Annotated in this window: 15 protein-coding genes; 12 read left to right on the forward strand and 3 right to left on the reverse strand. The window is 40.2% G+C overall.

Annotation, left to right across the window (positions count from 1 at the left end; all coding sequences use genetic code 11):
• Positions 1-88: 88 nt before the first annotated feature.
• Both msrQ and msrP read right to left on the reverse strand, forming a co-directional pair.
• A complete protein-coding gene (gene msrQ, locus WAX86_RS16160; RefSeq protein ID WP_341489682.1) occupies positions 89-709 on the reverse strand; it encodes a protein-methionine-sulfoxide reductase heme-binding subunit MsrQ in 621 nt (206 codons plus the stop codon).
• Positions 709-1698 (reverse strand): protein-methionine-sulfoxide reductase catalytic subunit MsrP, encoded by a 990-nt coding sequence (gene msrP, locus WAX86_RS16165; RefSeq protein ID WP_341489796.1) that lies wholly within the window; start codon positions 1696-1698, stop codon positions 709-711. The genes msrQ and msrP overlap by 1 nt, the downstream gene beginning before the upstream one ends.
• Before the next feature lie 138 nt (positions 1699-1836).
• Here msrP and WAX86_RS16170 point away from each other — a divergent pair, with 138 nt between their 5' ends.
• The 4 genes from WAX86_RS16170 to WAX86_RS16185 all read left to right on the forward strand — a co-directional run bounded on the left by WAX86_RS16170 (position 1837) and on the right by WAX86_RS16185 (position 5226).
• A complete protein-coding gene (locus WAX86_RS16170) occupies positions 1837-2307 on the forward strand; it encodes a hypothetical protein (protein WP_231970733.1) in 471 nt (156 codons plus the stop codon).
• 184 nt (positions 2308-2491) lie between these two features.
• Positions 2492-3394 carry a L,D-transpeptidase family protein gene (locus WAX86_RS16175; protein ID WP_044180156.1) on the forward strand — a complete coding sequence of 301 codons (903 nt, stop codon included), beginning with the start codon at positions 2492-2494 and terminating at the stop codon, positions 3392-3394.
• A 147-nt stretch (positions 3395-3541) separates the two neighbouring features.
• Positions 3542-3994 (forward strand): hypothetical protein, encoded by a 453-nt coding sequence (locus tag WAX86_RS16180; RefSeq protein ID WP_138222012.1) that lies wholly within the window; start codon positions 3542-3544, stop codon positions 3992-3994.
• A 314-nt stretch (positions 3995-4308) separates the two neighbouring features.
• On the forward strand, positions 4309-5226 hold the full coding sequence (locus tag WAX86_RS16185) for a cation diffusion facilitator family transporter (protein ID WP_005304742.1): 918 nt from the start codon (positions 4309-4311) through the stop codon (positions 5224-5226).
• 457 nt (positions 5227-5683) lie between these two features.
• On the opposite strand, the gene nagZ is transcribed toward WAX86_RS16185, so the two are convergent.
• Entirely contained in the window at positions 5684-6688 is a 1005-nt protein-coding gene (gene nagZ, locus WAX86_RS16190; protein ID WP_036765583.1) for a beta-N-acetylhexosaminidase, read from the reverse strand.
• A gap of 212 nt (positions 6689-6900) precedes the next feature.
• Between nagZ and WAX86_RS16195 the strand changes: the two genes are divergently transcribed.
• The 8 genes from WAX86_RS16195 to WAX86_RS16230 all read left to right on the forward strand — a co-directional run bounded on the left by WAX86_RS16195 (position 6901) and on the right by WAX86_RS16230 (position 19120).
• Entirely contained in the window at positions 6901-7671 is a 771-nt protein-coding gene (locus WAX86_RS16195) for a DUF4344 domain-containing metallopeptidase (protein ID WP_106260122.1), read from the forward strand.
• A gap of 155 nt (positions 7672-7826) precedes the next feature.
• Positions 7827-8309, forward strand: a complete 483-nt coding sequence (locus tag WAX86_RS16200) for a DUF1097 domain-containing protein (protein WP_044180163.1) — start codon at positions 7827-7829, stop codon at positions 8307-8309.
• A 410-nt stretch (positions 8310-8719) separates the two neighbouring features.
• Entirely contained in the window at positions 8720-9853 is a 1134-nt protein-coding gene (locus tag WAX86_RS16205; RefSeq protein WP_341489683.1) for an efflux RND transporter periplasmic adaptor subunit, read from the forward strand.
• Between the two features lie 9 nt (positions 9854-9862).
• On the forward strand, positions 9863-13018 hold the full coding sequence (locus tag WAX86_RS16210) for an efflux RND transporter permease subunit (RefSeq protein WP_068945487.1): 3156 nt from the start codon (positions 9863-9865) through the stop codon (positions 13016-13018).
• Between the two features lie 327 nt (positions 13019-13345).
• Positions 13346-13864: an Hcp family type VI secretion system effector gene (locus WAX86_RS16215; RefSeq protein ID WP_005304755.1), complete on the forward strand. Its 519-nt coding sequence runs from the start codon at positions 13346-13348 to the stop codon at positions 13862-13864.
• A gap of 113 nt (positions 13865-13977) precedes the next feature.
• Positions 13978-16011, forward strand: coding sequence for a type VI secretion system tip protein TssI/VgrG (gene tssI, locus WAX86_RS16220; protein WP_341489684.1), 2034 nt, complete (start codon positions 13978-13980; stop codon positions 16009-16011).
• Positions 15990-16619 carry a DUF4123 domain-containing protein gene (locus WAX86_RS16225; RefSeq protein ID WP_341489685.1) on the forward strand — a complete coding sequence of 210 codons (630 nt, stop codon included), beginning with the start codon at positions 15990-15992 and terminating at the stop codon, positions 16617-16619. The genes tssI and WAX86_RS16225 overlap by 22 nt, the downstream gene beginning before the upstream one ends.
• Positions 16616-19120, forward strand: coding sequence for a LysM domain-containing protein (locus tag WAX86_RS16230; protein WP_341489686.1), 2505 nt, complete (start codon positions 16616-16618; stop codon positions 19118-19120). The genes WAX86_RS16225 and WAX86_RS16230 overlap by 4 nt, the downstream gene beginning before the upstream one ends.
• Positions 19121-19135 lie beyond the last annotated feature (15 nt).

The following is a 19135-nucleotide window of genomic DNA, read 5'->3' on the forward strand; positions in this document are numbered from 1 at the left end:
ATGCATATGAATAGGGTTATCGTATCAGATATTTGTAATTTGTCTTATTCTTTGTGTGTCAATATGTCGTTATTTTTCAATAATAACCTCAACTTTTTACTGAAATTGAAAACTTCCCAAGTAAGCGCATAAAGAAATCTTTTCGCCATATTAAAAGAAGCACGGCGACCACAAGATAAAGGCTGGGTTCGATAAGCCCCGATTTAACCGACCAGTAATAATGAATTGGAGCCAGAATCAGAGCTAAATAGACCCAATAGTGCAAAGTTTGCCACTTTTTACCCATTTTTCGCTGTATTTTCTGAAATGATGTTGCTGCTAAGAGTAGTAAGATCACCCAGCAAACCGCCCCAATAGTTAAGTATGGACGCTTGAAGATTTCTTCACCCAATAGGGAAAAATCAAAACCTAAATCCAGACTAATATAGATGGCAAAATGCAGCGTTGCCCAGAAAAAACTGTATAACCCCAGCATTCGGCGTAATTTCATCAATAAACCTTGACGAAAACCCTTAGCTAGCGGCGACACAAGTAAAGTAAGGATCAACATATTAAGCGCCGCTTTACCGGTAAAATGCTCCATACCTTTTACCGGATCTGCACCAAAGCCCCCTTGCAGAGTAAGCAAGACAAAATAAATCATAAAAATAAGAGAGAAGATATGAACCATACTCTTGAATATGGTGATCTGCTTTGGTGTGATGCGCATTAATAGTTTTTCCTTAAATCCATTCCTTTATACAAATAGGCAACTTGATCTTCGTATCCATTAAACATCAACGTTTTTTGGCGACGGCTACTAAAGACACTACCTTGACCAATAAAACGCTCGGATGCTTGACTCCAACGAGGGTGATCGACATTAGGATTCACATTGGCATAAAAACCATACTCTTGAGGGGCAAGTCGATTCCAAGTTGTTGGCGGTTCTTTATCGGTTAAGGTAATTCTCACAATGGATTTAATGCTTTTAAAACCGTACTTCCAAGGTACGACCAAGCGAATAGGGGCTCCATTTTGCGGTGCGAGTGTTTTACCGTATAAACCAACCGACATCAGGGTTAGTGGGTTCATAGCCTCATCTAAACGCAGACCTTCTACATAAGGATAATCGATACCACCGCCGAGACTTCGAGATGCTTGGCCTGGCATCTCTTTAGGATCATACAATGTTTGAAAGGCCACATATTTTGCCTCAGAGGTTGGTTCAACCAGTTTTAATAGATCAGATAATTGAAATCCGAGCCAAGGTATATTCATCGACCATGCTTCTACACAACGCATGCGATAAATACGCTCTTCAATGGTAAATTTCTTTAATAGATCTTCATGATGGAGCTTAATAGGGTTTTTGACTAAGCCATCAATTTCCACTGTCCATGGATCTGTTTTGAAGTTAGCAGCAAGACGGGCTGGATCTGATTTTGTTGCGCCAAATTCATAGAAATTATTGTACTCAAGTATTTTACTCTCTGGTGTTAACGAAAGATCAGATGTTGAAAGTGGAGAGCTAACCCCCGTTAAGTTTTGGCGATAATCAACGGCTTTACTCGGTTCATCGGAGGAAAAAAGATCCAGTAACCCAGCTTTTGATTGCGCAGCAAAGGGTAAGGCTGTGGCGGTGATACCGAGTTTGAGCAAAATATCACGGCGTTGCTTAAAAATTGTTTCAGGCGTGACTTCGTTTTCTGAAATCATCCAAGATTGGGATTTTTTGATCACAGACTAATCCTTTATAATCATCGTAAATCGGTTTCGTCTTTATTTAGACATCGTTGTTCCATATAGACCGAGTTAGTCCTATTTTTATTTCAAAAAAGAATAAGAGTTCATTACGTGAATCAATTTAATATGCAACTAGAATTGCAACATATTTATTTGGAAGTGTATAACGAACGTTTCCATAATCTAAAAGAGTATTGTGAAGCGTATTATTGTTATAAGCATAATCTAGTTACTCGTCATGGTAAGCCAGATTGGTTAGGCATATTTACAACGGCAAACTACAGTCTTAAAGCGCAGCAATGCAGCGATCGTAAATTGTTGAGTCGTGATTTATGGTTGCCAATGACGGTGATCATAGGTCAATTAAAAGCTTTAGTTCGAGACGATCAAGCAACCATCGCCAATATTCAAGATTTACTGGATGCTCAATTAGATTACGTAATTGTAACTCGAGAAGAATATAAACGACTTGTGAATAAAGGTTTGGATAAGAGTATGCCAAAAGCTTATTACCAAGTAGGTCATTCTGATCATCTTAACGCCATGGCACGTTTTGAAACCGTGGGTATCACCTTTGCTTAGTGTTGCATAACAGTCACAAGTTAGTTCATTGTCAAGTCAAATGATTACACTGGCGCAATAATAAGACATAAAGTAATATGATTAATTATATCCATATCCAAATCAGTTTGATTAAACACTATATTTTTAATTAGGTTTGGGTATAAACACATAAGTCAATCACGACTAGGAAGGAGTAGATGTTGTGTATCGTGCATTACTTTTCTCACTAACGTGCTTATTCTCAAGTGCAGTTAATGCGATTGAGTTTAAGTTACCAGATGATGGTAGCAATATCGTTGGTACTATCGAATATTATGAAGTTGAGAAAGGAGAGAGCCTGTCTGATATCGCAAATAAGTTTAATGTTGGCTTTTTAGCGTTATTGGCAGCGAATAAGGATGTCGATCCTTTTTTACCCCAACCTGGTACGTTGTTAGAAATTCCAACCCAAGTGATTTTGCCAAATGTACCTCATAATGGCGTGACAATTAACTTGGCAGAACTTCGTCTTTACTATTTCCCGAAAGATGATCCATCTAAAGTGTATGTGTTCCCAATTGGTATTGGTCGTGTCGGGCGTGAAACACCAAGTATGACGACATCGATCAGTCAGAAAATTCGTCATCCAACTTGGACACCTACAGCGAATATTCGTAAAGAATACGCAGCTAAAGGGGTGACTCTACCTCCCGTTGTTGCCGCTGGGCCAAATAACCCGCTAGGTGATTATGCAATGCGCTTAGCTTATGGCCACGGTGAGTATTTGATCCACAGTACCAATAAAGATTTTGGTATTGGTATGCGTGTAAGCTCTGGTTGTATTCGAATGAATCCTTGGGATATTGAATGGTTGTTCCCGCAAATACCTAAAGGGACTCCTGTTCGTATTATTAATGATCCGTTAAAGCACACAGTAGATAAAGACGGTTCAATTATCGTTGAGGTTCATCAACCACTTTCTAAAGATGAAGAGCAGTTAGGTGAATTTAAGCCTGTAACCGCCGATGACTCTTTAATTGCGAGCCTTGGCGATGATAGCGCAGCAAAACAGCGTTTAGCACAAGAGTTAAAGCAACAGACGGGTATACCAACTGCGGTTAACTGATCGTAAATTGGATCTGTTCATTAAAAACCGAAAGTTCAAAATAGGGCTTTCGGTTTTTTTATGTCTGTAAAATAAGCGAAATAGAGTTTCCTTGTTCATACTTAATATCAAAGCACTGTGTTTAAACGCTCTGATGGTGAGGTGATTATGAAAATCTATTTATTTAGCGTGTTGGTACTTAGCCTTAGTGCTTGCGCTGAAAAAGAACCCGATATCACAGCCATTTTAGCGCAAGACGCATTTGCTGAATCGTATTGTGACAGCGGTTCGGTTGATTATTATGATCGTTCTTTTGCATCGATGATAACCCGCCATCAAATTCACATATCACAGCTTAAAGGCCAACTTAGCACAAAGAATATCAACCAACTCAATCAAGCAATTTCAGAATTTAGCGACACATGGGCTTCATTAATTGATAGTCGAAACAGGTCATGCAAACAAAATGCAATCTGTATGTATCAGAATGGTCAGCAAGGGGATAAACCAGAGCTGGCTGATCAACATTGTGCTAAGACCTTATTTGAATACGATCTTACACGTTTACAGTTGGTTGAATTTTATGCAGAAATTGAACGGTTAGAGATTCATTTCAATTAGAGTTTTTCTACTGACCCCTCTGATTAAGGCACTGTTTTTGCCTGAATTATTGAGTGTCGTTATTATTAACGCATCTTATATTTTAATGTTGTAATTTGTTGATATTTATTGTTTTTTATTCGATGTGTTATCTTTTTTGTAGATGGTTAGTATGAAAGAAACAGTGTAAATTTTTTCTTTTAACGGTTTTTAATGGTAAGCTAAGGGTACAACTAGCAAAAATTTGGCCTCTTGCAAATGGGTGGGAAGCATAAAATTTATGTTAGTAGTCACAAATTTTAGTTTTTATTTTGAGTAACGATAAGGAGGATTTTATGGCAACACACAGCCGTAAAATTAGTAAAGAACGTTTAGCGCTGAAACTTTCCCTGCTAGGTACCATTTGGGTAGCGAGTTTGGGTATTGGTTATGGATTGTATGTCGGATCCAACGCCATTTTGTTAGACGGCATGTTTTCGTTCCTCAGTATGGGTATGACAGGTCTTAGCCTTTATACTGCATATCTTGTATCTAAACCCGACGACGAGCAGTTCCAATTTGGTTATGCTCATATCGAGCCGCTGATTAATGTCGTCAATGGCTTGCTCATCCTTGTCACCTGTTTGTTTGCCTTTGTTAGTGGTGTGCAAACCATTGCCAGTGGTGGTCGTGATATCGTAATTGAAGATGCACTCGTCTATGCTGTGCTATCAACCGTCTCATGTTTTGGTATCTACTTTTTTGAGACATATACTGCGCGTTCTGTGGATTCAGAATTGGTGCGAGTAGACTCTCAAGAGTGGTTGATTGATGGTATTTTAAGTGCCGCGATTCTCGTTGGTTTTGTTGCTGTGATGATTTTTGATTCTCTTGGTCATTCACAGTGGAACCGTTATGTTGACCCAATTTTGGTTTCAACACTTGCTATTGCAGCATCTGTATTACCCATTAGTGTCTTACGTCGTAACGTAAAAGAAGTGCTATTAGTTGCACCTCAAGATGAAGTTCAAACTCACGTTGATACCGTTATTGCAGAGCTTTCTGAAACATATAATTTTGATGATTATACTCATCACCTTGCAAAAACGGGGCGTCAATATGATTTAGAAGTTAATATTCTGATCAAAGACGATAAACAGTGGAGCATGAAACGCCAAGATTTAGTGCGTCAAAAGATTTGGGAAAAACTCAAAGATGACCTTGGAAATGCTTGGTTTTCAGTAAGCTTTACCACTCAAGAACGTTGGTTATAACTTTACATTCTACTTAATTGGTAATACATAGCGACTCATTATAAGGGTCGCTTTTTTTATAAATTTTTTGCGTGAAGAAGCACATAAACTAAACTATATGGTGCAATATTTAAACAAATAAGGTATCTTTATTCGTGTCTAAAAATTGCTTCTAGATTGGTAGATTCACAGTTTATCGCTCAATAAATTTTCTGCTTTTCATTAGCTTTGGGCAAATGTTTACAATTGAAGATAAAGGTCAGTTATGAAAACCATTCTGGTTATTGCTTTTATTATTGGTGCGGCATATATCATTTTAAAAGAGAAGAAGTGTACTAAAGATGTAGACTATTCTCGTGACAGTTTATAAGCCAAGTTAACAATAAAACGGCAGTCAGTAGAAAGTCGATAGTAGAGAGAAAGATGAAAGCGCCAACGAAAAGGAAGGCGCTTTTTTGTTATCTGTAAAATAGGTCTATTAGCTCTGACGTTCTTGCCATTCTTGAGTCAAACGCGCAATATTGCGAGAGGTTTCAATCCAAGTCCGAGTTTGCACAAGATCGCTGTATTCACCAGTAGGGCGTTTAAGCAGAGCTTCAAGACTTGGTACTTGAATTTGTGGTAGGCCATCTAATGCTTCAATTGCACCTTGGCGGTTATTACATAACATAACCATGTCACAACCCGCATTCATTGATGCCACCGCACGTTCGCTATAACTACCTAAAACATCCGCGCCTTTCATATTAAGATCATCTGAGAAGATAACACCATTAAAGCCTAAGTCTTGGCGAAGCACTTGCTTTAACCAATATTCAGAGCCACTGGCAGGCTGTGAATCATAAGCATCAAAGACAACGTGAGCTGGCATCATGGCATCAAGCAAACCTTTATTGATCAATGTTTGGAATACTTGCATATCATGTTGTTTAATATTGTCTCTTGAGTCATACGGTGTCTCTAAGTGAGAATCGGCGATTACGCCACCATGACCTGGGAAATGTTTACCTGTTGCGGCCATGCCAGCTTGCTTCATTCCTTGAATAAATTCGCCCGCATACAGAGCAATCTCAGCAGGATCGTTAGAAAAGGCACGATCACCAATGGCTTTACAATCAAAACCTAAATCAAGTACAGGCGCTAAGCTAAGATCGATATCCATAGCTAAAAGTTCCGCAGCCATTAACCAACCACCTTGCTTTGCGAGATCTAAGCCGTTAGGTGATTGAGCAAAAGCACGTGCTGGTGGCAGAGCAGTAAATTCATCTCTAAAACGCTGAACGCGACCACCTTCTTGATCAACTGCAATAAGTAGTGGTTTTTTTGCCGTTTGACGAATGTCTTTTACCAGTGCTCGTAGCTGTTTACGATCATGATAGTTACGAGCAAAAAAGATAATACCGCCAACAGTAGGATGTTGGATAATTTCGCGTTCTTCTGCATCAAGTTCAAAACCTGATACATCCAGCATTAAAGGTCCCATGTGTGTGCTCCAAGGGTGAGTCCATTTTATTGGCTATAAGCTAGCATATTCTTGATAGGCTGTAATCGCTCTGTTCTTATTGTCGATGAAGAAAACAGCAGTTTTGCTACTATTATTACAATTGCAGACAAAACTTCTTCCCGCTATGACATAAAGTTGAAGTGGTATCTGTATACTCTTTCGGTATAACAAGAAAGAACAGAGATAGGCTAGTGTTTAAGAAACTGTGTTTTGCTTCGGCTTTGATATGTACGACGTTATCTGGCACCACTTCAGCAGCAGGAGGGATTGAATATACATTTCAGTCTCCAAATACCCAATCACAAAAATTGGCTTACGATGAAATAAGAGCAAGTCGAGTGAATCAGTTGGTTGGGAAATTATCTAATGAACATTTTCCATTTTCCCAAACATTGACTATACATTATGGCGGGGAGGATGGACCATTATACGATCCTGACTTGCATACTATCTTCATACCTTACGCATTTTATACGCAAGCGATTCATTATTTTGCTCAGAATCGTTACCAAAAAATGTATGGTAAGTCGGCAAAAGAGGCGGCAATTGATACTATTTTGCATACGCTATTACATGAAGTTGGTCATGCATACATCGATGATAATGGTATTCCGATTTTAGGTAAGGAAGAAGATGCGGTTGATAATTTTGCTGCAATCGTATTAATCAATTATGTCAAAAATGGTGCAGATATTGCGATAAGCGCGGCAGATATGTTTGCATTTGAGTCAGATGATAAGCCTGATTATTACGACTCATCAGAATACATTGATGAACATAGTTTTGATTTACAACGTTATTTTTCAACTTTGTGTTTGGTTTATGGCGCTGAACCTAAGCAATATCCTAACTTACTTGATGAGATCAATAAGTTAGATGTCAAAGATCGCCAAACATTTTGTATCGAACATTATCAAACAATGTCTGAAAATTGGCAGAAGTATTTTAAAACCGTAAAGTAGAATTATTGATGGCCAATTGTGATCTGAGTCCTAAATATAAAGAAAGCAATGCAACCGAAATGGATTTTGCGTGATCAAGATCGTTTCATCTGAGTTATTGGTTAGGTAGACTACGCTCTTTGCCTAATCGGTATATATTAAGACTGGGACATATCATGAGCGTATTAGCTGCAATAGCATTAACAACAGGAATTTTATCTGGCGTCTGGGCTTGGGTAGCGGTTTCTCTTGGCTTATTAAGTTGGGGGGGATTTTTAGGCTGCACGGCTTATTTTGCTTGTCCTAAAGATGGGATAAAAGGACTGGGCTTAAGCTTGCTAACTATGCTTAGTGGTGTGTTTTGGGCAATGGTGATCATTTGGCTTTCAAGTTTAGTTAGTCTTGAAATCATTGGTTACTTTGTAACAGCCATTGTTGCTTTCTTTATGTGTATCCAAGCGAAAAAATCATGGTTAGCATACATCCCTGGAACTTTTATCGGTTCATGTGCAACCTTTGCTGCCGCTGGTGATTGGAAATTGGTGGTTCCATCGTTAGTCGTAGGTGCCATTTTTGGATATGCGATGAAAGCGTCTGGCGTATGGTTACACGATAAACTTAATAACCAACAACACGCTGTGGAATGTTGTAAAGATTAAGTTTTAACAGTTAGGCATGAAATATTCTAAGGGTCAGTATTTTACTGGCCTTTTTTATTGTTAACTTGCTCTGAAAAAGCATCTAAAATGTTTCATTGATTACATTTTGCTCTTTGGGTTATTCTTCATTAGTATTTCAATTATTTTGCTAATAAACAGTGACTTAGGTTTGATTGTTTAAGATTATCTAATAACAATCGCATATCAATTCCACTTAAGTATATATTTCTGTTGATTTGAAATATTTTGCAACACTTTCCCTCTAAAATTGTGACTAATCCCCTGATTGTATTCAGCTTTCATTAACCCCAACTTGGTACCGTAGATATTATCGCTAATGGCACTTTTTTGCTTAATGCTGCTTGGGTTAAGCAAGTGCTCTATATACTGAGAAATCTATGGTCACAACAATGAAAAAACCACTTTTGTTAGCCACCTTAATTGGTTCTGCCTTATTGGTTGGATGTGGAGAGACCGCTTCAGGTCAAAAGCCTGCAATGGCACCTCTTGCTCAAGCCCAGTCGGTTCAACTTATCCAATATCAGCAAGGTAAAAGCTATGTTGGTCGAACAGAAGCGGTTGAAGATGTCGCTATTTCTGCTCAAGTATCTGGCTATTTAAAAGAGCGCCTATTTGAAGAAGGCCAGATGGTCAAGAAAGGGCAGCCTCTATTTCGTATCGAATCGGCAGCTTATGAAGCCCAAGTTAAAAGTGCCGCTGCTGCTATTTCTCAAGCTAAAGCACAAGTACAACGCTCAAATATGGATTTTGCTCGCGCACAGGATCTACTTCCAAAAGGCAATATCAGTAAGTCTGAGTACGATCGTTTGCTGGCTGAAAAACTGAATGCGCAAGCCCAACTAGAATCGGCTCAAGCGATGCATTCTGCCGCTAAGGTTGATTTGTCTCATACCACGATTACTGCACCTTTTAGTGGACGAGTCAGTGATAGCAAAGTGAGTATCGGTGATCTTATTTCACCATCATCTGGCGTATTAACAACTTTGGTGAGTCTTGACCCTATGCATGCCGCGTTCACCATCAGTGAGCGAGAGCGTCTAAATATGGGGTTAGACAAACTCGATGGCAGTGGTAATGGCAATAATAAAGGTTTAGTTGAAGTGGTATTAACCTTGAATAACGGCCAGCAGTATTCCGAGATTGGTTCGCTTGATTTTGTAGGTAACCGTATAGATCTCAATACAGGTACTCTTGCCATGCGAGCACAATTTGCCAACCCGAATCAGCAATTATTACCAGGTCAGCATGTGCAGATCTTCTTACGAGAGAAAACGCCACAACAAGTGATGGTGATACCTCGAAGTGCAGTGCAAAGTGATCTAGAAGGTGATTTTGTTATGGTTCTTAAAGATGGCGAGGTTGCTGAGCGTCGCAATGTCACAATGGGTTCCCAAACAGATCAAGGTGTTATCATTTCTCAAGGCCTAAAAGCGGATGAGGAAGTGATCACCATTGGTTTGCAGCGTATTCGTAATGGTATGACTGTGCGATTACAAAATGAAGACTCAGGGCCAAAGGCATAAGGACGGGATATGTTAAGTCGCTTTTTTATCCAACGGCCTAAATTTGCCTTGGTTATTTCCATCATTTTGACTTTAGCAGGGGCGATCGCATTATTAAATCTGCCCGTTGCTGAATACCCAAAAATCAGTCCACCTTCAGTGAGTGTAACGGCTATCTATTCAGGTGCGAGTGCTGAAGTTGTAGAAGAAGCAGTGGCCGATCCTATTGAAGCGTCTGTAAATGGCGTAGAAAATATGATCTATATGTCATCTAAAAGTGCCAATGACGGATCATACAGTCTCAATGTCACCTTTGATATTGGCACTGATCCTGATATGGCTCAGGTGAATGTGCAAAACCGAGTTTCACAAATAGAATCAAAGCTTCCTGCTGAAGTTCGAATGGTTGGGGTGACGGTTAAAAAACGCTCACCTGATCTATTGATGGTTCTTAACTTCTTCTCACCCGATGGCAAATATGATGATCAGTTTTTGATTAACTACATTAATTTGAATGTAAAAGATCAGCTAGCTCGTGTGAAAGGGATCAGTGAAGTTAATGTTATCGGTGGTGGTGAGTATGCCATGCGTGTTTGGTTAGATCCTGAAAAAATGGCTAACCTAAAACTGACGACAACAGATATCAAAAACGCATTAGCTGAACAAAACGTTCAAGTCGCTGCTGGTAAGGTTGGCGCACCTCCTTATAATAATGCTCAAGAAGTGCAATTTAACTTAGTAACAAAAGGGCGCTTAGAATCAGCACAGGAGTTTGAACAGGTCGTTGTGCGTGCAAACCCTGATGGCTCTATTGTTTACCTAAAAGATGTTGCACGAGTTGAGTTGGGTAAAAAGTTCTATGATGGTAATGGCTTGTTTAATGGACAACCTGCCTCTATCGTGACACTGTCACTACAATCTGATGCCAACGCATTGGAAAGTGGTCAGGCTGTGATGGAGCTACTATCTAAGCTTAAAGTCAATATGCCTGAGGGAATGGAGTACGAGACCAGCTACGATACGACGCTATTTGTGGCTGAATCGATCAAAGGCGTAGTTAAGACATTAATTGAAGCGATCTTATTGGTTATTGCTGTTACCTATCTATTCTTAGGTAGTATGCGTGCAACGTTAATTCCAGTCGTTGCGATTCCTGTTTCTCTTATTGGTACCTTTGCCATTATGTTGGCAACGGGCTTTACGATAAACACAGTGACTTTATTTGGATTGATATTAGCCATTGGTATTGTGGTTGATGACGCTATCTTGGTTATCGAGAACGTTGATACCAATATGGCAAAAGATCCAACCTTAACCCCTCGTCAAGCAACCTTAATTGCGATGAAAGAGGTAACAGGTCCTATCATTACCTCAACTCTGGTACTACTTGCGGTATTTTTACCTGTGGCTATGTTGCCGGGTATTACTGGTATCATGTATCGCCAGTTTGCATTAACCATTTGTATTTCTGTTGTTATTTCATCTATTAACGCCTTAACTTTATCACCTGCTATGTGTTCTCTGGTTTTAAAACAAGGGGGAGACAATACAGCTCGTTGGTTTAAAGTCTTTAATAAAGGGTTGGATAAGATAACGCTAAAATATGGTGCGATTGCAGGTTTCTTAGTTAGAAAAGCGTCATTGCTTGCTGCGATATTTGTCATTGCGGTGGCAGCAGTGGGTTTTTATGCCAAAACGACGTCGACGGCTTTTGTTCCTCAAGAAGACAAAGGTATCTTATTAGTTAACGTTCAATTACCCGATTCAGCCTCTTTGTCTCGTACTGAACAAACAACTGCCAAACTGCGTAAAATAGTAGAGGCCGAACCTGCGGTTGAAGGGGTGACCATTGCTAATGGCTATGCATTCTTAACGGGAGCTGCGGCATCTAACGGTGCATCTATGTTCATCAAGCTAAAGCCTTGGGATGAACGTAATAATATGGCCGGAGATAACTCTTCATTTGCAATTACTAATCGTATTAATGCACAAGCTGCGATGACGTTACCAGAAGCGATTGTTTTTGCCATGGGACCTCCTGCGGTTCCTGGTATGGGGGCGGCTTCAGGTTTTGAGTTTGTTCTTGAAGATACATTAGGCCGCAGTCGTACCGATTTAGCCGAAGTGATGGGAGATGTGATTCAAGCGGCTAATGCACAGCCTGAAATCCAATATACATTCAGTACGTTCCGCGCCAACGTTCCGCATTTTTACGTTGATATTGATCGTGTTAAAGCCAAACAACTAGGAATTCCTTTAACTGAAATATTCCAGACGTTACAGGGTAATCTTGGTTCTATGTACATCAATGATTTTACGATGTATGGCAAGAACTTTAGGGTAACACTACAAGCTGACAGTGATTATCGTAATGATTTATCAGCACTAGAGCGTTTCCATGTTCGTTCTTCTCAAGGTGATATGATCCCTCTGAGTACTTTGGTGACCATTGATCAAGTCTTTGAACCTGATGTGGCTTGGCGTTATAACATGTACCGTTCTGCCGTGATTCAAGGTGGGCCGGCTCCGGGTTATTCAAGTGGTGATGCCATTGCGGCAATGGAACGTGTTGCCGCCGAAGTTTTACCGCAAGGGTATCAGTTTGAATGGACTGGTATGGCATATCAAGAAGTTCAAGCGGGCAATCAGGCGATTTACGCGTTTGCTTTGGCTCTGATCTTTATCTATCTATTTATGGTTGCTCAGTATGAAAGTTGGAGTATTCCACTAGCTATTATCTTAGTTGTACCGGTCGCAACGTTAGGCTCGTTCTTAGCTTTAGCTATTACGGGGATTCCATTGAACTTATACGCTCAAATTGGTTTAGTTCTCTTGATTGCTCTTGCCGCAAAGAATGCCATTTTGATTGTTGAGTTTGCGAAAAACGAGCGTGAAGATAATAACCTTGATATTGATAAAGCGGCTGTTCGAGGTGGTAAGCTACGATTCCGAGCGGTAAATATGACGTCATGGTCATTTATCCTAGGTATTTTACCGCTGATCTTCGCATCAGGTGCTGGGCATATCAGTCAGAACTCTTTAGGTATTTCCTTAACCGGTGGCTTATTGTGTGTGCTTCTTGCTGGTACCTTCTTAATTCCGGGTTTCTTCGCGGTTGTTCAACGTAAACGTGAGAAATTTCACGGTGGTTCAACAAAATTAGTTGAGTTGGATGATGATAAATAAAGATAATTAACATTATTGAGTGAAAAAGACCTTAGATCGTGTTCCATTCGGTCTGAGGTCTTTTTTTATGGTTTAGTGTTAAATTAAATGTTTTGTTTTTGTTAAATGTTGTTTTTTGTCGGGCAAGATCTTGCTCGCTGGGCAACTTCTTGCCCGCCTCTGAGCAAGATCTTGCCCAGAAAAAATCTTCTCAAAAATATTTAAAATTAAATTCCTTTTTATTCAACGAGTTAAATTTCTGTCTAAGTTGGCATACATCCTGCACTTAATACGTAGGCAAAAAATGCCGATTTAACATTTAACAATAAAATTAGAAGGATATTTTCCATGCCAACTCCTTGTTATATTTCAATCCAAGGTAAAACTCAGGGCAACATTACAGCTGGCGCATTTACTGCTGATTCTGTGGGTAACATCTATGTTGAAGGTCATGAAGACCAGATGCTTGTTCAAGAATTTAAGCACATTGTTACCGTTCCAACGGATCCTCAATCAGGTCAACCTGCGGGTCAACGCGTACATAAGCCATTTAAGTTTACAGTAGCGCTTAATAAAGCCGTTCCACTAATGTACAACTCACTGGCTTCTGGTGAAATGCTGCCAAAAGTTGAGCTGAAGTGGTACCGTACGTCTGTTGAGGGTAAGCAAGAGCATTACTTCACAACAACCCTGACTGACGCAACCATTGTTGATATCAACACTCACATGCCTCATTGCCAAGATCCATCAAAAGCAGATTTCACTCAGCTTATTGAGGTGTCTATGGCCTACCGTAAGATCAACTGGGATCACACTATCTCAGGTACTTCTGGTGCTGACGACTGGCGTGCACCGCTAGAAGCGTAATCGCACAAGTTTGAGGAATGCGCCTCACTTTTGGCTGTGGCGTATTTCTTTTCCTTCTGTGCTTAATCACCATCACTACAAAGAATAAAAAATAGATAACGAGTAACGTCGCTATGGCTAGTGGATTACAATTTACCTTCACGGTAGAAGGGCTCGATGCCTCAACATTTGCTGTGACTGAATTTCGAGGAAGTGATGGTTTGTCCCTTCCTTTTTCCTTTTCTATTGACCTTGCCAGCCGTAACCCATCGCTAAGCCCAAATGACACCGTTGATCGCAATTGCAGTTTATCGGTATGGCGAGAAGGCGAATTAAAACAGCAGTGGTTTGGTATTGTTGCGGGATTTTCCCAAGGTGATACAGGACATCATCATACGCTATACCAAGTACAGATGATCCCGCCGATAGGGCGCTTAGCTCTGCGTCATAATAGCCGTATTTTTCAAACTCAAACGGCGCCTGAAATCATCTCTATTTTACTGCAAGAGATGAATGTACAAGATTATGCTTTTGCGTTAGCCCGTCAGTATCCGCAACGTGAATATTGTGTTCAATATCGTGAAACGGACTTAGCCTTTTTACAACGTATCGCCGCAGAAGAAGGTATTTTCTTCTCATTTAGCCACGAAGGTAATAAAAATACGGTGATCTTCACCGACGACACGCAAAACGTGGCGATGTTACCTGAGCCCGTGGCCTATAACGGATTAAGCGGTGGCATCAGCCCATTGCCTTTTGTGCGTCAATTTAAGCGAATGGCACAAATTCGTCCATCATCCGCACAGTTAAAAGATTACAGTTTCAAAAATCCGGCTTACAGTTTTTTGCTCACAGAGCAAGCCAAAGAAGCAGATTATCAGCAAACCATTTATGAACACTATGACTATCCTGGTCGCTATAAAAGTGATGAGAGTGGTAAGCCCTTTACTCAGTTTCGGTTAGAGGCTCTGCGTCGAGATGCGGAAACCGCACAAGCAAAAAGTAATCTGGAAACTTTATTAGCTGGTTCTAAATTTGTTCTTCAAGATCACAGTGATGATGCGTGCAATCGTGATTGGTTGTTAGTTGAAATCAAACATCATGGTACTCAGCCTCAAGCGCTAGAAGAAGCGGGCGGTCATGGTGTCACAACCTATAACAATGAATTTGTGGTGATACCGGGACACAAACCTTGGCGACCGCCATTTAATGCCAAACCTCGTGTTGATGGTCCTCAAATTGCTCGTGTTGTCGGCCCTGAAGGCGAAGAAATTTACTGTGATGAGTTTGGTCGAGTCAAAATTCAGTTTCCGTGGGATCGTTATTCCAATAATGATGATAATGCCAGTTGTTGGGTACGAGTCTCACAAGGCTGGGCGGGAACTCAATATGGCATGGTGGCGCTGCCTCGTGTTGGGCATGAAGTCATTGTGGATTTCTTTGAAGGGGATCCTGATCAGCCAATTATTACAGGGCGTACCTATAACGCGACCAATAAGCCGCCTTACGATCTCCCTGCTCATAAAACCCGTACTGTATTAAGAACAGAAACCCACCAAGGTGACGGTTACAACGAATTACGGTTTGAAGATCAAGCAGGCAAAGAAGAGATTTATGTCCATGCGCAAAAGGACATGAATCTGCTGGTTGAGAATGATCGCAAAGATGACATCAAACACGATCTTCACCTTGATATTGCCAATGAACGATTTACTCACATCAAAGCCAATGACCATTTAACCGTTGATGGCGAGTCTCGAAGTTATACCAAAGGTAACCAAACCGTGGAGACAGATGCCTCACTGCATTTGAAACAAGGTAATAGTCTATTGGTTGATGCTGGCCGCGAAATACACCTTAAAGGCGGCAATAAGATTGTGATTGAAGCTGGCGCAGAGCTCACTTTAAAAGCTGGTGGAAGCTTTATTAAGATTGATGGCTCTGGTGTGTCCATTGTCGGTTCTAAAATTAATCTAAATTCAGGTGGAAGTGCTGGTTCTGGTTCTGGATATGCTGGAAGTGCTCCTGCTTTACCAATGGGAGCAAAAGTAGAGCCTGTGGAGATCAAAAATGTATTTTTGGATTACCCTGCCATATTACAAAATGGCTCTGTACTCGTAGAACATTGCTCATGCGGAGGTGACACATGCTCGATCCACAAACGTTAAATCAATATGGTGTCAACCTATCTGCCCCAATTATTCATAAGGCCAACCACACTTACCATTACGCCATCATTGAGCCAACCCGCTGTGAATCATTAGATAAGTGGCGATATGGATTATTGGCAGAGCCGCCACGGCGAGAATCGTTGTTTGATTCAACAATATATCAAGCCATTCCTGATGGACCTGTATTGCTAGATCTGACTGCTGTAAACGAAGAATTCTTAGCTTGTTTATATCGCCAAGCAGAGGTGGTTCCGCTTGGGTGCTTTTTCTCATCAGAGGCTAATTTTGATGAGTGTTTAACGTTGTTACGTGGTCGAATAACAGCAAAAACATCACAAGCATCGGCTCTGTTTCGATTTTTTGAGCCTCGTGGTTTGTTAGCTCTGATAAGTGCATTGAGCGAAGATGAAAAAAGGGCGTTATTTTACAAAACCGTCACACTATCTTGGTTTCATCACGAGTGGTTAACGGCACATATTCCCCAGCAAGAAGATATTCATTTTCAAGATCTCAAAACATATCAGTGGGTACTAACGGAAAACAAAATGAATAAAATGGAAGAGACATTGTTGATGCAATCCCACCACGGAGGCTGCAGCAAATGAGCATGACATACATCATAAAACCTGGGGATACATTAATTGGTATTGCGATTGATAACAATATTTCGTTTGTCGAGTTACTGCAATTAAATCCTCAATATCAACAGAACCCTGATTTTATTTTAATTGGTGACACGGTCACATTACCTTCAGTACAAGAAGAGACATCTCAACCCGATGAAATGGTTGAAGTGCCTCCTGTTTTAAAAAGACCCGATAGCGCCACTGGGGAGGTGATGGGTCGTCCTCAATGCAAAGGTATTGAAGTTCATGAGGTTGTGTTTAAAACAGGTGATAGCCCCGAGCACTTTTATGCCATAGATCAATTTGCTAAAGATTTATTGGATAAAGAGATTCTTGAAACTGAAAAGCTCATTAACAATTATAAAATATTACTTGATAACGCTCCTAAGAATAATGAATCAGATGATGAAGTAATTAAACAGCACCATAAGCGCGCATTGAAATGTTATGACATTGCAGTGAAGGCAGGGGCACTTTGTGGTCGTGAATCGGCTACATCGAATGACAATTCAGCGTCAGAGCAACAAAACGCGAAGTATCTAAAAAGTAAGTTGGAAGAAATAAAATTACGCAAACAATTTGTAGACTCATATTGGCCTCTTTTTAACAAAACAGAAAGCATTTTAAAAGAATTAACATCAAAAAAATTAATGAAACAAATGACCGACTTAGAGCAACAACTGGCTAAGTTGGATAAAAAAATTAAGGAACAAAGCTCGGTAAAACAAGGGATTAATCAAGATAATTTTAGTCAAAAAAGTGTGTATTTATCTCCCTCTACAACTACATCATTGCAAATTATCGAGCTGTATATTGCCAGTCAAGGGCGATTGGTTTATGTACGCGCTGCATTTTTTGAGCGAGAAACCTCTTATTGGCGACGAGCTCAGACAACCAATGCGCTACGAACGGCATTAAGTGCCGGTAATTGGGGTGCAGCAGGACAGGCCATTATTGATGATATTAAAAAGGGGATGGGGGAAAGTGCCAATCACAGTTTAGTGGGCCCTATTGAAATGAAGCTCAAAGAGTGGAAAGCCGATGGTTACAAAGCTAAAGAATGGAAGGCGACTCAAAATTGGGTGGATGGTGCGGGTGAAACGGTTTATGCCGCTTCATCAGAAGCTCAGCTTTTGCGTTTTGCTGCTCAAGCAAGTGCAAAAGGGGATTTAAACGTTAAAGAAGCTAAGTTTGATTTAGGATTTGCAGCAGATGCAACGGCTTCTCTTTTTGAAGGCTCACTCAAATTCACGTCTTTCTATCCTTATGAACGCGGTTATTCGTTATGTATTGATTATATTGACGCTAAAAAGGAGTCGATGCGTTATCCACTTGGTCGAGTACGTTTGCATTCTGAATTAACTATCAGTTGTTTGGTCGGGGGATGGGTACAAGGAAAAGCTGTCGTGACTAATAAACCGCAAGATGTCGCGGGTATTGGTATCGTATTTAATCCTTATCGCAATCTAGGGATTAGTTCATCAGGGGCAGTTGGTTTTTCTGCTGAAGGATTTGCTGGCGGTCAAGTAGGGGGACAATTACTGGGAAGCATGCAATGGGAAAACCCGAGTAATACAGGAAAAGCCGATTTTAAATCATTAGCTGAACTCAAAGCTGAGGGTAATCTGGCATTAGGTGTCGGAATTGGTGGCGACTTTCAGATCCAGTTAAATGATGGACAATTTGAAATACACTGTGCAGGGCGTTTAGTGTTTGGCCCAGGAGCCAGTGGTGGTTTTGGTACAGTGATCGACTTTGGGGCGTTATTTGAGCTCGCGACGGTTATTTGGCGAGGTGCTGATGCAATCGGATATCGAGTGCTGAATTGTCTTGACGAAGGGACGTACCAATATTTGTATCAGGCTGCGTATGGCGCATTTGTAAATAATGCTTTTAAGAATATTGAGCAAGCACTAAACAGTGGAGTGATGAACGTCAGTTTATGGTGGGGAACTCGATTGAGAGATTTTAATGATATTGAATATCAATGCCGTGAAGCCAGATTATTAGCAAAAAATATTATAGATAAAAACGTTTATAGCGGTGTTTCTTTGGCAACATTACCTCCTGAAACAGTAGGGATGATGCTTAACACATTGGTTACTACGTATTGGCGTAATTGGGATGAGTCTTTACAAGAACAAGCGATTTGTTTTATTTTTACTGGGTATGTAAAGAGTTGGCGTAAATTTATTGAAGTATTATCTCACATGAATGAGACCGGGACGAAAGACAGTTCGGAAAAGGTTATCTTTGCAAACCTAAATCGTATAAATGCTATCTTGTCAGGAGAGCAACAAAATGAATTTGATTCATGGATTCATACACTAGCGAATGTTGATAGAATAGAAAAAATATTTGATGTGAATAATATTAAATTTATTATTACACCATATTCGTTAGGAAATAAATTTATGAAGAAAAAACAAGTTGAACAGCAAATAAAAGAGATGACTAATAATTTTATGAAGCCATTATAGGAAGTCTCCTCGAAT

Origin of the sequence: Photobacterium damselae subsp. damselae (genome assembly GCF_038086725.1) — a bacterium.
GTDB lineage: Bacteria > Pseudomonadota > Gammaproteobacteria > Enterobacterales > Vibrionaceae > Photobacterium > Photobacterium damselae.